A 14,955-nucleotide genomic window follows, 5' to 3' on the forward strand; every position below is an offset into this window, starting at 1 on the left:
GATGAGCACGTCGCTGCTGCTGCAGTACCTCGTGATCGCGCTGGCGGTCCTGCTCAGCGCCTGGGTGGTGCTGAAGAAGCAATTTCCCGGCACCGCGCGCAAGCTGCGCGGCGCCATCGCCGTGCGCCTGCTCAAGCCGGGCCGCGCGCCCTGGCTGCAGGCGATGGGCCGCAAGATCGCGCCTGCGGCCACCGCCGGTGCCGGCGCGTGCGGCGGCTGCGACAACTGCGGTCCGGCACCGCCGCGTCGCCATTGAGCTGAAGCGGCGGGCGGAAAAGATGAGGCGAAACCGGCTGCCATGAGCGATCTGTCGCTCCCCATGTCGCCACACGCCGGCGCCTTCTTCGGCCTGGAGCTGCAGGCGCTTGCCCCACCGCAGCGCGACGCATTGCGCCAGGCCGATGCCGATTTCCGCGCCGTCGCGGCTGGCCGCGCGCCGCTGCACGCACGCATCGATACCGAAGCGCCATTGCCGGCCGACGGCGGCACCCGCTATTACCTGGGGCAGGGCTATAGGCTGACGGTGCTGCGCCGCCTGTCCTCCATCGGTGCGCAGACCGCGATCGCCTACGGCCCGATCCTGCAGTTGGACGAGGCGCTGTTCGCGGCGGCGACACTCCCCGCCATCTCGGATGTGCGTCTGTATACGCATGCCGCGCTGGGGCAATTGTTGGGCGTCGCAGCACAGGCTTGATGCCGGCACCCGCGGACCGTTGTCCGGCGGCCGCCATGGTGGCGGCTGCGACTGCTGAGGCCTGTCACCGTCGCGGCGGCATCGACTTTGCCGGCAGGCGGAATGGGTGAGGCGAAACTTGCTGCCGTGAGGCTGCGCCGTCCAGTTGCGCCTGCGGCGATGGCTGTTGCCGACATCGCGTTGTGCCCAAAAAAGCCTGCCCGCATCCGCGCGAGCGCGAGACCGGTTCGCGTAGCGGTCTCGCCGCAGCGTCTTGGCCGCACGATGCGCTCTGCGCTGGCGCTGCTTTGAAGTGCTACTGCCATGCCTGCGTGATAAGCAACGTAGAAGGCTCAGATGCGATCTGGCGGGAAGGTGGGGCAGCGGTCGCTGCCAGCGCAAGCTCGGGGCCGGCCGACCGAAGTTTCAAATTCGTTCAATATTATAATATTCATGCAATTTGATTTGCTGCATTTAGTTAATTTTGCGTGCCACCAATATGTAGCATTGCTTGGGTAGGCTCTGCGCACCGTCACTCCGGCTGGGATTCCTCGGTAAACGTCGATCGAGATACTTCGCACGCCATGCGCGGAGGTTTCGCTGCGTTTTCCAGGATGATCGTGTGTGACGCAGTGGCGCTATTTTGTCTACATCTTGGGCTGGCTTATTTATTAGGGAGAGTGGTATGTCGAAATTTAAATTAAGGATCATCTTGTTCTCGTTGGTCCTGTTCTTGTTCAGTGGCGTCGCCTCTGCAGATCCGTCTACGCAATTGAAAACCACCTTCGGTGGCTGGATCGGCAAGCAGCAGCGTTCCGAATATATCGACGGATCGGACTGGCATTACTGCTTCAGCAACCAGGGCGGTTCCTGCGGTTCGGTGGCGCTGACCACGGGCCACAGCTCCTGCGTCACCCGGGGATTCAATATCGGTATCAAATGGGCGGTTCCCACCCGGGTCGGCTCGATGGAAATCAACGGCGGCTACAACAACTCGTGGTCGGCGTGCAACGTACGCTCGGAAACCGTGACCTGTTCGCCGAAACCCGGCTGGAAAGGCCGCGCTGCGATCATCTTCAGCGAGCGTGTCGGCACGGTCAATGTGGTCGGTGGCGATCCGAATTATTACGTCACCTTGCAGTCTTCCTGCCCGGCAGGCTGGAAGTCGAACTGGGAAGGTGGCTACGGTTGGTCCTGTCGATATAACGGCGGCACTTATTCCCGGCAGGGTTATCTGCCGGAATGGCGCGGCAGTACCTGCGACTACGAGCGCATCTAAGCGCGCCTTGCGGTAGCAGGTTCCCGTGCTTGCGCTTGTTCGGGCAAGCACGGGGTTGTGTCGTTGTTTTCCAGGCTCGTGGCAATCCCAATGAAGATCAATAGTTCCGTATATCGAGGGTATTTACCGCTGGTGATCGTTGGCGGCTTGTTCGCCAGTGCCGCGTTGTATTTCTATCAGGGTGGGCACGGGCGCTTGTCCGGCGCGGAAAGCGAAACCGCCGCGCTGGCAGACGCCTCCGTCCCAGATCGGTTTGGCACGGGCCTCAGTGCGGCCAATCCTTATCGACCCACCCGACCCGTGGTCGAGGATGCGCCCACGCATGCCGGCATCGCCGATGCGGCAATGCCGTTCGAGGCTGGCGAGATCCAGCGCCGCTTGCAGGAGTTCTTCGCCCGGGTGAACGCCAACCCGCCGCCGTCGCGCGCCGAGCAGGACGCATTCGCGGCACGGCTGCTGGCAGCGGTCGATGGCAGCGCCGAGGCGAGACAGGCGGTGGCCGAGGCCTACCGGGCCATGCCGGCAAGCCAGGCGATGGAGCGCGACATGCTGCGCGGCATGCTGGTGCCCTCGCCGCAGGGGCGCGCGCTGGTGCTCGACGAGGCCAACCAGATCTGGGCCAGCAAGGACAAGGGACTCTACGGAGAAATGTACGAGACCTATTCCAACCTGCCTGGCCAGGCAACGCGCGAGGTCTATGCCGATGCCCTGGCGACCCTGGACGCACGCGACACCGACCAGCGCACCGCAGTGGCCGCGCTGAACTTCATCGGCACCATCGAGAACGACGTCGCGCCCGGCGCCGACGCGCTCAAGCGCAGCGCGGTGGCGCAGATGGACTCGCTGGCCTCGGGCAACGGCGACGCCTTGGTGCGCGCGATGGCGGTGCAGAAGATCTACCGCCTTTCCGCCCCGGACGCCGCCGCGGATGTGGCGGTGAACTACATCGCACGCGGCGCCACCAGCCCCTTGGTGATGACCACGCTCGATGCCGTCGCCAGCGGCGACGTGCAACTGAGTCCTACGCTCAGGTCCACGCTCGCCAGCGCCGTCGCGCGCCCCTCGGCGTCCAGCGCCGAGCGTCAGCGGTTCGGCCAGGTGGTCGGCGCGGGTCAATAGCCGGCCACCAGGCCGGCAAGATCGCGACCGCTCCGAGCATGTGTGGGAATCGCTGATCGGCGCAGCGAACTCTACTCATACAATCACACCATCCTCGGCGCCGGGATCGCGCCGGACAAGTGCTGGGCGCTGGTCGAGGCGCGCTGCACCCTGGTCACTCGGCCCTGCGGACCACCACGCTTAGCCACAACACCATCGTGCGTCGACGTTGGCCGACCTATCCCCGTGCCGGTTGGGTCGGCCCGGTCTATCGCGGACCATCGCTGTCGCTTGCGCTGCGCCGCACAGTGGAGTGCGGCCATGCTGCCGCTATGCTATGGCCATGACGACCTCCTTCCAGTTCTCCCGCCGTGCGCAGGCGCTGACCAGTTCGGCGATCCGCGAAATCCTCAAGGTCACCGAACGCCCGGAGGTGATCTCCTTCGCCGGCGGGCTGCCGTCGCCGGACACGTTCCCGGTGGCGCGCATGCAGTACGCCTGCGACAAGGTGCTGCGCGAGGCGCCGCAGGCGGCGCTGCAATACGGCCCGACCGAAGGCTATCTGCCATTGCGCGAATGGGTGGCGGCGCGCGTGAGCCGCGACGGCGCCAGCATCCGCCCCAGCCAGGTGCTGATCACCACCGGCTCGCAGCAGGGCCTGGACCTGCTCGGCAAGGTCTTCATCGACGAAGGCAGCAAGGTGCTGGTGGAGACGCCGAGCTATCTCGGTGCGCTGCAGGCGTTCTCGCTGTTCCAGCCGGCGTTCGCGGCGATGCAGTCGGACGACGACGGGCTGGTGGTGGACGCGCTGGACGATGCGCAACTGGCCGGCGCGCGCTTCATGTACTGCCTGCCGAATTTCCAGAACCCGACCGGGCGGCGCCTGCCGCTGCACCGGCGGCAGGCGCTGGTCGCGCGCGCGGCCGCGGCCGGCGTGCCCATCGTCGAGGACGACCCCTACGGCGAGCTGTGCTACAGCGGCGACACGCTGCCGAGCCTGCTGTCGATGAATCCGGACGCGGCCATCTACATGGGTTCGTTCTCCAAGGTGCTGGCGCCGGGCCTGCGCCTGGGCTTCGTGGTGGCGCCGGAGGCGGTGCACGCCAAGCTGGTGCAGGCCAAGCAGGCGGCGGACCTGCACACGCCCTCGTTCAGCCAGCGCATCGTCTACGAGGCGGTGCAGGACGGCTTCCTGGATGCGCACATCCCCGGCATCCGCAGCCTGTACGCGAGCCGCTGCCAGCAGATGCTGGCGGCGCTGGAGAAGTACTTTCCGTCGCAGGTGCGCTGGAACCGTCCTGCCGGCGGCATGTTCATCTGGGTCGAATTGCCGGCAGGCATGGACGGCGGCGCGCTGCTGGCCAAGGCGATCGAGCGCAACGTCGCCTTCGTGCCGGGCGCGCCGTTCTACGCGGTCGAGCCGCAGCGCAATACCCTGCGCCTGTCGTTCGTGACCGTGCCGGAAGAACGCATCGAGAGCGGCGTGCGCATCCTCGGCGAACTGCTGCAGGCCGAGATCGCCGCGCATCGCGGCGCGGCGGCCTGATTCGGCACCCGGGCGCCTGCGCATGCACGCGGCTGCGGCATTGGACCTGAACCTGGGCGTGGATGCGGTGCTGGTTGGCCGCGTGCAGGACTTCACCCGGCCCGGCAGCCGCAGCGCGATCGACAAGCGGCCGTTGCCCGGGCGGTTGCGGATCGGGATCGAAGGCCTGGAACTGGACGAGCAGGGCGACCGCCGCGTGCACGGTGGTCCGGACAAGGCGCTGCATCACTATCCGCGCGACCACTACGCGGCCTGGCGCCAGGAGCTGGGCGCGCACGCCTTGCTGGAAGCGCCGGGCGCGTTCGGCGAGAACCTCAGCACGCTCGGCGCCACCGAGGCCGACCTGTGCCTGGGCGACCGGTTGCGGCTGGGCACGGCGCTGGTCGAGGTCTCGCAATCGCGGCAGCCGTGCTGGAAGTTGTCCGACCGTTTCGGCGTGGCCGCGCTGGCGCGGCGCGTGCAGGAAAGCGGCCGCACCGGCTGGTATTACCGCGTGCTGCAGCCGGGCGAGATCGCCGCCGGCGACCGGCTGGTCCTGCTGGAGCGGCCGTATCCGGCCTGGTCGCTGGCCCGGCTGATCCAACTGCTGTATCGGCGCGAGGTGGACCTGGCGCAGCTGGAGCAGGTGCTGGCGCTGCCGCTGGTACCGAACTGGCGCGTCCTGTTCGAGCGGCGCCTGGCCCAGCGCGAGGTCGAGTGCTGGGACAAGAGGCTGCTGGGGCAGCCGGCAGCGGAGTAGGCGCGCGCGACTTCTTGCCGCGAAGCAGGGGTCATGGTCCTTCCGGCCGCTGGGCCGTCGGGACTGAAGTCCCTCCCACAGTGCACCCGACGGGTTGGCCGCGAGCCTTAGTAGGAGCGGCTTCAGCCGCGACCAGCGTAACGGTGGAATTTCCGGCTGCGGATGGATGATGTCGGGGCTGAAGCCCCTCCTACAGTGCACCCGGCACGCTGATCGCAAGTCCCTGTAGGAGCGGCTTCAGCCGCGACAAACGATGTCAGGAAGCCTGGCGATTTGCTTGTCTGTCGCGGCTGAAGCCGCTCCTCAGTGCACCTTGCAAGAGAGCCACAAGAGCCTTGTGGGAGCGACTTCAGTCGCGACGAACAGGACGGCAGACCTTCCGCTGTCGGATGCAGTCAACACCTAAACCGCCTCCGTCGCTAACCACCGCCGCAGCACCACACCCCTGTCGCGGATCGCGACAAACCGCTACCTTGTGGCGATGACCACTTCCCCCGTACGTGTGTTGATTCATGGTGCATCCGGCCGCATGGGCCAGGCGTTGTTGCGCCTGGCCGCGCAGGACCCCGCGCTGCAGGTGGCAGCCGCGGTGATCCGGCGGGCGCCGGCGCAGCGGGTCGTCGACGGGGTGCCGTACTTCGCCGCGGCCGAGCTGAACGGCGCGCCGGCGTTCGACGTGGCGGTCGATTTCAGCCTGCCGCAGGGCTTCGACCCGGTGCTGGCGCTGTGCGTGGCGCGCGGCGCGGCGCTGGTGTCCGGTACCACCGGCCTGGACGAGGCGCAGCGGCAGGCGCTGGCCGACGCGGCAGCGCGCATCCCGCTGATCTGGGCGTCGAACTTCAGCCTGGGCGTAGCGGTGCTGAACGATCTGGTGGAACGCGCTGCGGCGGCGCTGCCGGGCTGGGACTGCGACATCGTCGAGTCGCACCACGTGCACAAGCAGGACGCCCCGTCCGGCACCGCCCTGACCCTGGGCGAGGCCGCCGCGCACGGCGGCGCGCAGCCGCGCTATGCCAGCCTGCGCGCCGGCGACATCGTCGGCGAGCACCTGGTGCAGTTCGCCGGACTCGGCGAGCGGGTGGAACTGGTGCACCGCGCCAGCAACCGCGACATCTTCGCCCGCGGCGCGCTGCATGCCGCCGCGCGCCTGCCGGGCCGCGCGCCCGGGGCCTACCGGCTGCGCGATCTGCTCGGCTGAACGGCGCTTTCACATAAACGTCTGGCGCGGACAGGTCCGCGTCGGTACAATTCTCGCTCGCCTGTTACCCATCGCCACGGACCCGGAGAAGCGCCGAGTTCGCGGTTTCTTGCAGCCGCAAGTTGGTGGGGCAGGGTTCCTCTCTCCCCAAGGCGAACCCCGTGACTCAACCCGCAATCCTTGTCCTTGAAGACGGCACCGTGTTCGAGGGCGAATCCGTAGGCGCCGCCGGCCTGTCCGTCGGCGAAGTGGTGTTCAACACCGCGATGACCGGCTATCAGGAGATCCTCACCGATCCCTCCTACGCCCGTCAGCTGGTCACCCTGACGTACCCGCATATCGGCAACACCGGCTGCACCGACCACGACGACGAAGCCGCCCAGGTCTGGTCGGCCGGGCTGATCGTGCGCGACGTACCGCGCCGTCCCAGCAACTGGCGCAGTCAGGTGTCGCTGCCGGACTGGCTGATCCAGCGCGGCGTGGTCGCCATCGCCGGCATCGATACCCGCAAGCTGACCCGCATCCTGCGCGAGAAGGGAGCGCAGAACGGCGCGCTGATGGCCGGCGAAGTGAACGTGGACACCGCGCTGGAAGCGGCGCGCAAGTTCCCCGGGCTCAAGGGCATGGACCTGGCCAAGGTGGTCTCCACCGGCAAGGCCTATCCGTGGCGCGACGGCCAGCTCGACCTGGACAGCAACGCGTTCGCCCAGGCCGCGCCGAAGTACAAGGTGGTGGCCTACGACTACGGCGTGAAGCTCAACATCCTGCGCATGCTTGCCGAGCGCGGCTGTGAGGTCACCGTGGTGCCGGCGCAGACGCCCGCCGCCGAGGTGCTGGCGATGAAGCCGGACGGCGTATTCCTGTCCAACGGTCCGGGCGATCCGGCGCCGTGCGACTACGCGATCGCGGCGATCAAGGAAATCGTGGCCAGCAAGATCCCGACCTTCGGCATCTGCCTGGGCCACCAGCTGCTGGCGCTGGCCGCCGGCGCGCAGACCCTGAAGATGGGCCACGGCCACCACGGCGCCAACCATCCGGTGCAGGACCTGGACAGCGGCCGGGTGATGATCACCTCGCAGAACCACGGTTTTGCGGTCGACGAAGCGTCTCTGCCGGCCAACGTGCGGGTGACCCACCGCTCGCTGTTCGACGGCACCAACCAGGGCATCGAACTGACCGACGCGCCGGCCTTCAGCTTCCAGGGCCACCCGGAAGCTTCGCCGGGCCCGCGCGACGTGGCGCCGCTGTTCGATCGGTTTGTGGCGTCGATGGCGGTAGCAGGGGCATGAGTGTTCGCCAGCTGGCGATGATTGCGGCGCTCCTGTTCAGTGGAGTGGCAAATGCTGCCGAAGTATCGGACGAGCAAGCTTCACAGCTCTTTGAATTGCTCGGCTTAAAAGAAGCGGTCTCTATCTACTCTGTGGATTCGATCGCAGCGCAGCCGCTGTTTCAAAAGCTTGCTTCCGATCAACGAGGTTGTGTCGCAGGGCTTTTGGAAGAAAATTTAGGCTCAAACACCAGGGCGCGACTGAAGACTATTTTTGGAAATAGCGCTAAAGCCGGAAGCTGGATTGCTTTCTCCAAGACTCCTGCTGGTCAGCGCTATATGCAGTACGTGGCTGCCAATGCAACTGCAGTTTTTCTTGATCGACCTAAGCCCGACCGGTCCGAGTTGCTGCTTGGAATGAAGCCAGACCAGGCCGTACAGACGCTTGAGTTCATGTCGTCGCCTGCGGGGATGGTATTTAGCGCAGCGCCACCACTTGCTCCGCCTGCGATGACTAAAGAGCAGCAGGCGTCGCTGGGAGACGAGCTTTCCCATCGATGCAAATTGTCCGAACGTGATTTTTCCTGAACGACTTTAGCCGTGCCGCCTCAAAGCGCCGCTAGTCCAGACCTCGAGAAAGAAATGCCCAAGCGCACCGATCTAAAAACCATCCTCATCATCGGCGCCGGCCCGATCGTCATCGGCCAGGCCTGCGAGTTCGACTACTCCGGCGCGCAGGCGTGCAAGGCGCTGCGCGACGAGGGCTACCGGGTGGTGCTGGTCAACAGCAACCCGGCCACGATCATGACCGACCCGAACATGGCCGACGCCGTGTACATCGAGCCGATCAACTGGCAGACGGTCGAGAAGATCATCGCCAAGGAAAAGCCCGATGCGCTGCTGCCGACCATGGGCGGACAGACCGCGCTGAACTGCGCGCTGGACCTGGCCGACCACGGCGTGCTGGAAAAGTACGGCGTGGAACTGATCGGCGCCAAGCGCGAAGCGATCATGATGGCCGAGGACCGCGAGCTGTTCCGCGTGGCGATGGGCGAGATCGGCCTGGAATGCCCGAAGGCGGCGGTGGCGCACACCCTCGAGGAAGCGCTGGAGATCCAGACCCGGGTCGGCTATCCGACCATCATCCGCCCCAGCTTCACCCTTGGCGGCAGCGGCGGCGGCATCGCCTACAACCGCGAGGAGCTGATCGAGATCGTCGGCCGCGGCCTGGAGCTGTCGCCGACCAGCGAAGTGCTGGTCGAAGAGTCGGTGCTGGGCTGGAAGGAGTTCGAGATGGAAGTGGTCCGCGACACCGCGGACAACTGCATCATCGTCTGCTCGATCGAGAACCTGGACCCGATGGGCGTGCACACCGGCGACTCGATCACCGTGGCTCCGGCGCAGACCCTGACCGACAAGGAATACCAGCGCCTGCGCGACGCCTCGATCTCGGTGCTGCGCAAGATCGGCGTGGACACCGGCGGCTCCAACGTGCAGTTCGGCATCAACGCGCAGACCGGCCGCGTCGTCGTCATCGAGATGAACCCGCGCGTGTCGCGCTCCTCGGCGCTGGCCTCCAAGGCCACCGGCTTCCCGATCGCCAAGGTCGCGGCCAAGCTGGCGGTCGGCTACACCCTGGACGAACTGAAGAACGAGATCACCGGCGGCCTGACCCCGGCCTCGTTCGAGCCGTCGATCGATTATGTGGTGACCAAGATCCCGCGCTTCGCGTTCGAGAAGTTCCCGCAGGCCGATGCGCGCCTGACCACGCAGATGAAGTCGGTGGGCGAGGTGATGGCGATGGGCCGCACCTTCTCCGAATCGCTGCAGAAGGCGCTGCGGGGCCTGGAAACCGGCAAGATCGGGCTCGACCCGACCGGGCTGGACCTGGGCAGCGAAGACGACATGGCCGCGCTCAAGCGCGAGCTGAAGGCGCCCGGTCCGGAGCGGCTGTTCTACGTCGCCGACGCGTTCCGCGCCGGCATGAGCGTGGAGCAGGTGCATGCGCTGTCGTTCATCGATCCGTGGTTCCTGGACCAGATCGAGGACCTGATCGCGCAGGAGAAGCAGCTGGCCGCCGACGGCCTGGGTTCGCTGGACGCCGCGCGCCTGCGCACGCTCAAGCGCGCCGGTTTCTCCGATGCGCGCCTGGCCGAGCTGTGCGGCACCAACGAGGCGGCGCTGCGCGCGCTGCGCCGCGCGCACAAGGTGCGCCCGGTGTACAAGCGGGTGGACTCGTGCGCGGCCGAATTCGCCACCGACACCGCCTACCTGTATTCGACCTACGAGGACGAGTGCGAGGCCAAGCCGAGCAATCGCGACAAGATCATGATCCTCGGCGGCGGCCCCAACCGCATCGGCCAGGGCATCGAGTTCGACTACTGCTGCGTGCACGCGGCGCTGGCGCTGCGCGAGGATGGCTATGAAACCATCATGGTCAACTGCAACCCGGAGACCGTGTCCACCGACTACGACACCTCCGACCGCCTGTACTTCGAGCCGCTGACCCTGGAAGACGTGCTGGAGATCGTCGAGCTGGAGCAGCCCAAGGGCGTGATCGTGCAGTACGGCGGGCAGACCCCGCTGAAGCTGGCGCGCGCGCTGGAAGCCAACGGCGTGCCGGTGATCGGCACCAGCCCGGACTCGATCGACCTGGCCGAGGACCGCGAGCGCTTCCAGCAGCTGGTCGACAAGCTGGGCCTGAAGCAGCCGCCGAACCGCATCGCGCGCAACGCTGAAGAGGCGCTGGTGCTGGCGCGCGAGATCGGTTATCCGCTGGTGGTGCGCCCGAGCTACGTGCTCGGCGGCCGCGCGATGGAGATCGTCTACGGCGAATCGGACCTGGCGCGCTACGTGCGCGACGCGGTCAAGGTCTCCAACGATTCGCCGGTGCTGCTCGACCGCTTCCTCGACAACGCGGTGGAAGTGGACGTTGACATCATCGCCGACAAGGACGGCCACGTGCTGATCGGCGGGGTGATGGAGCACATCGAGGAAGCCGGCGTGCATTCGGGCGATTCCTCGTGCTCGCTGCCGCCGTATTCGCTGTCGGCCAAGACCCAGGCCGAACTGCGCCGCCAGGTGGTGATGCTGGCCAAGGGCCTGAACGTGGTCGGGCTGATGAACACCCAGTTCGCGGTGCAGGTGGACGAGGCCGGCGACGACATCGTGTTCCTGCTGGAAGTGAACCCGCGCGCCTCGCGCACCGTGCCGTTCGTGTCCAAGGCCACCGGCATGGCGCTGGCCAAGATCGCCGCGCGCTGCATGGCCGGCAAGACCCTGGCCGAGCAGGGCGCGCTGAAGGAGATCGTGCCCGACTATTACTCGGTGAAGGAAGCGATCTTCCCGTTCGCCAAGTTCCAGGGCGTGGATCCGATCCTCGGCCCGGAGATGCGTTCCACCGGCGAGGTGATGGGCGTGGGCCGCAGCTTCGGTGCCGCGTTCGCGCGTGCGCAGGAAGCCGGCGGGATCAAGGCGCCGCCGCTGGGCAAGGCGTTCCTGTCGGTGCGCGACCCGGACAAGCAGCGCGTGCTGCCGGTGGCGCAGGCGCTGGTCGAGCGCGGCTACACCCTGGTGGCCACCAGCGGCACCTGTGCGTGGCTGCGCCAGCACGGCCTGCAGTGCGACCAGATCAACAAGGTGGCCGAGGGCCGCCCGCATATCGTCGATCTGATCAAGAACGGCGAAATCGTGTATATCGTCAACACCACCGAGGGCCGCGCGGCGATCTCCGATTCGTTCTCGATCCGGCGCGAAGCCCTGCAACATCGCGTGACCTATTCGACCACCGTCGCCGGCGCCCGCGCGCTGGTGCATTCATTGGAATTCCGCGGCACCGGTCCGGTCTGGGCGCTGCAGGAACTGCACAAGGAGCTGGAAGCGTGAGAGCCCCGATCACCATGCAAGGCGCGCTGCGTTTGCGCGAGGAACTGGACCAGTTGAAGTCGGTCAAGCGGCCGCAGGTCATCGCCGCGATCGCCGAGGCGCGCGCGCACGGCGACCTGAAGGAAAACGCCGAATACCACGCCGCGCGCGAGCAGCAGAGCTTCATCGAAGGCCGCATCAAGCAGCTGGAGAGCGAGCTGTCGCATGCCGAGATCATCGACGTCAGCAAGCTGGCGGTCGGCAGCAAGGTGGTGTTCGGCGCGACCGTGACCCTGGCCGACGTGGAAAACGACGAAGAGAAGCGCTACCAGCTGGTCGGCGATCTGGAAGCGGACATCAAGCTGGGGCTGATCGCGATCTCCTCGCCGCTGGCGCGTGCGCTGATCGGCAAGCTGGAAGGCGACAGCGTCAGCATCGACGCTCCGGCCGGCCGTCGCGAGTACGAGATCGTCAGCGTCGAATACGTCGGCTGACGCCGTGGCGGTCGCCACCTTGTTGTTGCCGGAGCGCGCGCGCCTGGCCGCCGCGACGCTGACCGGCGAGGTGGCGCGGGCGTTCGGCCGCGCCGAGCGCGAGCGCCTGGAACCAGGCTCCGAAGCGCAGTTGCGCCGCCATTTCGCGCTGCCGCCCGGGCAATGGCCGGTGGCGGCGTTGACCCGGCAGCTGGACGCCGGCGACGCCGGCGACGCGGTGTGGCTGCGTGCCGATCCGGCCTACGTGGTGCCGGACATGCAGGGCGCGCGGTTGATGGCGCATGGCGACATGCTCGCGATCGACGCCATCGACCTGGCCGCGCTGCTGCCGTCGCTGCAGGACCTGTTCGCCGAGTCCGGCCTGGTGCTGGACGCGCCGGAACCCACCCGCTGGTATCTGCGCCTGGCGTCGGACAGCGTGCTGCCCGCGTTCGCCGCACCAGCGCAGGTGCTCGGCGCCGATCTGTTCGACCATCTGCCGCAGGGCGAGGGCGGGCGGCGCTGGCGGGCGCTGTTGACCGAGGCGCAGGTGCTGCTGCACCAGCATCCGTGGAACCGCGAACGCAGCGCGCGCGGACAGCCGGCGATCAACTCGCTGTGGTTCTGGGGCGGCGGCGCGTTGCCGGCCACGGTGAGCACCGCGCATGCGCAGGTGCGCAGTCGCGAGCCGCTGCTGCGCGCGCTGACCCAGGCCGCCGGCATCGATGCCGAACAAACGCCGCGCGTCGATGCGCTGGTCGATCTGCGCCAGCTGCGCGCGCCCGAGCAGTTCGTCGGCGAGGTGATGCAGCCGCTGCTCGAAGCGCTGCGTCTGGGCGAGTTGCAGCAACTGCTGCTGGATTTCGAGGATGGCACGCGTTTCTGGATCGGGCGCGAGCAGCGTTGGCGCTTCTGGCGGCGGCCGCTGGCGCGCCTGGACGCATGAGTCCGCCGCTGCGCATCACCCGGCGGCCGGCCGCCGAGGGCGGGCCGTGGACGCAGAGCGTGCTGCCGCTGCTGCGCCGCATCTACACCGCGCGCGGCGCGCACGACGCCAGCCTGGCGCAGCCGAAACTGGCGCAACTGCTGCCGCCGGATGCGCTGAGCGGCATCGACGCGGCGGTCGCCTTGCTGGCTTCGGCGATCGCTGCCGGCAAACGGATTCTGGTCGTCGGCGATTTCGATTGCGACGGCGCCACCGCCTGCGCGGTCGCGGTGCGCGGACTGCGCCTGCTAGGCGCCGCGCAGGTGCTGCACGCGGTGCCGAACCGCATGGTCCACGGCTACGGCCTGTCGCCGGCGCTGGTCGCGGAGCTGGCGCCGCTGCAGCCGGACCTGCTGGTCACCGTCGACCACGGCATCGCCTGCCATGCCGGCGTCGCCGCGGCCAAGGCACTGGGCTGGCAGGTGCTGGTCACCGACCACCACCTGCCGGGCAGCGTGTTGCCGCCGGCCGACGCGATCGTCGATCCGAACCTGGCCGGCGACGCATTCCCGAGCAAGATGCTGGCCGGCGTCGGGGTGATCTTCTACGTGCTGCTGGCGTTGCGCCGGCACCTGCGCGAGTGCGGCGCGTTCGCCACCCAGCCACCGGATCTGACGGTGCTGCTGGACCTGGTCGCGGTCGGCACCGTCGCCGACCTGGTGCCGCTGGACACCAACAACCGCGCGCTGGTCTCGGCCGGACTGCGCCGCCTGCAGCGCGGCGACGGCTGCATCGGCCTGCGCGCCTTGATCGAAGCCAGCGGCCGCGATCCGGCGCGGCTCAGCGCCAGCGACATCGGTTTCGCGCTGGCGCCGCGGCTCAATGCCGCCGGCCGGCTCGAGGACATGGCGCTGGGTATCGAGCTGCTGCTGTGCGAGGACCCGCAGCAGGCGCGCGAGATCGCCGCCACGCTGGAACAGATCAACGGCGAGCGCCGCGCGGTGCAGCAGCAGATGACCGACGAGGCCGAGGCCACCGTGGCGCAGGCGCTGCTGGCCGCGCCGGACGCGCCGCCGGTGGCGGTGTGCCTGTTCGATGCCGACTGGCATCCGGGCGTGATCGGCCTGGTCGCCTCGAAGATGAAGGACCGCCTGCACCGCCCGGTGATCGCCTTCGCCCCGGCCGAGCCGGGCAGCGACCAGTTGCGCGGCTCGGCGCGCTCCATTCCCGGCTTCCACATCCGCGACGCGATGGCCGCAGTGGAGGCGCGCCGGCCCGGATTGATGGACAAGTTCGGCGGCCATGCGATGGCCGCGGGCCTGAGCCTGCCGCACGCCGCGTTGGCCGAGTTCGAACAGCTGTTCCGCGAGCATGCGCTGGCCAGCCTGGACGCGGCGCTGCTGCAAGCCGAACTGCTCAGCGACGGCGCGCTGGATCCGCATGAGCTGGACCATCGCCATGCCGAGGCGCTGCGCCTAGCCGGGCCATGGGGGCAAGGCTTCCCCGAGCCGCTGTTCGACGGCGAGTTCGAGGTGCTGCAGTGGCGCCTGCTGAAGGAGCGCCACCTCAAACTGAGCCTGCGCTGCGCCGGCCGCGGCGAGCCGTTGAACGCGATCCATTTCAACGGTTGGCACGGCGACGAACCCGGCCGCCGCGTGCACATCGCCTACCGCCTGGTCGCCGACGACTATCGCGGCGGCGAAGCGGTGCAACTGGTGGTGGAGCACTGTCGGAGCCTGTCGGGCTGATCCAGCGTCCTTAGCCCCTCTCCCCTCGGGAGAGGGGGTGGGGTGAGGGTACGGCGCGAAAGCGTCTCGCTGAGTTTGGGTGCACGAGGCTGCGCCCGTACCCTCATCCGCCCCTTCGGGGCACCTTCTCCCGGTGGGAGAAGGG

At 67.9% G+C, this 14,955-nt stretch carries 13 protein-coding genes; all 13 read left to right on the forward strand.

Annotated features, from left to right (window positions below):
- The first annotated feature begins 1 nt into the window (after position 1).
- The 13 genes from HEP75_RS11355 to recJ all read left to right on the forward strand — a co-directional run bounded on the left by HEP75_RS11355 (position 2) and on the right by recJ (position 14,810).
- Positions 2-256, forward strand: a complete 255-nt coding sequence (locus tag HEP75_RS11355) for a DUF6587 family protein (protein ID WP_185820208.1) — start codon at positions 2-4, stop codon at positions 254-256.
- Positions 257-298: 42 nt separating this feature from the next.
- The gene (locus HEP75_RS11360; protein ID WP_185823619.1) at positions 299-694 is read left to right on the forward strand and encodes a hypothetical protein; all 396 of its coding nucleotides are present in this window, start codon (positions 299-301) and stop codon (positions 692-694) included.
- A gap of 664 nt (positions 695-1,358) precedes the next feature.
- Complete coding sequence (locus tag HEP75_RS11365; RefSeq protein ID WP_185823620.1) at positions 1,359-1,952, forward strand: hypothetical protein; 594 nt, start codon at positions 1,359-1,361, stop codon at positions 1,950-1,952.
- 90 nt (positions 1,953-2,042) lie between these two features.
- Positions 2,043-3,071, forward strand: coding sequence for a hypothetical protein (locus tag HEP75_RS22290; RefSeq protein ID WP_255423829.1), 1,029 nt, complete (start codon positions 2,043-2,045; stop codon positions 3,069-3,071).
- Positions 3,072-3,387: 316 nt separating this feature from the next.
- Positions 3,388-4,596, forward strand: a complete 1,209-nt coding sequence (locus HEP75_RS11375; protein ID WP_185823621.1) for a PLP-dependent aminotransferase family protein — start codon at positions 3,388-3,390, stop codon at positions 4,594-4,596.
- Between the two features lie 22 nt (positions 4,597-4,618).
- Positions 4,619-5,335 (forward strand): MOSC domain-containing protein, encoded by a 717-nt coding sequence (locus tag HEP75_RS11380; RefSeq protein WP_185823622.1) that lies wholly within the window; start codon positions 4,619-4,621, stop codon positions 5,333-5,335.
- Between the two features lie 481 nt (positions 5,336-5,816).
- Positions 5,817-6,533 carry a 4-hydroxy-tetrahydrodipicolinate reductase gene (gene dapB, locus HEP75_RS11385; RefSeq protein ID WP_185823623.1) on the forward strand — a complete coding sequence of 239 codons (717 nt, stop codon included), beginning with the start codon at positions 5,817-5,819 and terminating at the stop codon, positions 6,531-6,533.
- 161 nt (positions 6,534-6,694) lie between these two features.
- A complete protein-coding gene (gene carA / locus HEP75_RS11390) occupies positions 6,695-7,822 on the forward strand; it encodes a glutamine-hydrolyzing carbamoyl-phosphate synthase small subunit (RefSeq protein ID WP_185823624.1) in 1,128 nt (375 codons plus the stop codon).
- A complete protein-coding gene (locus HEP75_RS11395) occupies positions 7,819-8,388 on the forward strand; it encodes a hypothetical protein (protein ID WP_185823625.1) in 570 nt (189 codons plus the stop codon). Before carA ends, HEP75_RS11395 begins: the two co-directional genes overlap by 4 nt.
- Before the next feature lie 54 nt (positions 8,389-8,442).
- Complete coding sequence (carB, locus tag HEP75_RS11400; protein ID WP_185823626.1) at positions 8,443-11,685, forward strand: carbamoyl-phosphate synthase large subunit; 3,243 nt, start codon at positions 8,443-8,445, stop codon at positions 11,683-11,685.
- An 8-nt stretch (positions 11,686-11,693) separates the two neighbouring features.
- Complete coding sequence (greA, locus tag HEP75_RS11405) at positions 11,694-12,158, forward strand: transcription elongation factor GreA (RefSeq protein ID WP_170867603.1); 465 nt, start codon at positions 11,694-11,696, stop codon at positions 12,156-12,158.
- 4 nt (positions 12,159-12,162) lie between these two features.
- Entirely contained in the window at positions 12,163-13,083 is a 921-nt protein-coding gene (locus HEP75_RS11410) for a phosphoglycerate mutase (RefSeq protein ID WP_185823627.1), read from the forward strand.
- Positions 13,080-14,810 carry a single-stranded-DNA-specific exonuclease RecJ gene (gene recJ / locus HEP75_RS11415; RefSeq protein ID WP_185823628.1) on the forward strand — a complete coding sequence of 577 codons (1,731 nt, stop codon included), beginning with the start codon at positions 13,080-13,082 and terminating at the stop codon, positions 14,808-14,810. The genes HEP75_RS11410 and recJ overlap by 4 nt, the downstream gene beginning before the upstream one ends.
- The last annotated feature ends 145 nt before the right edge of the window (positions 14,811-14,955 follow it).

The sequence above is a fragment of the Xanthomonas sp. SI genome, assembly GCF_014236855.1.
Lineage (GTDB): Bacteria > Pseudomonadota > Gammaproteobacteria > Xanthomonadales > Xanthomonadaceae > Xanthomonas_A.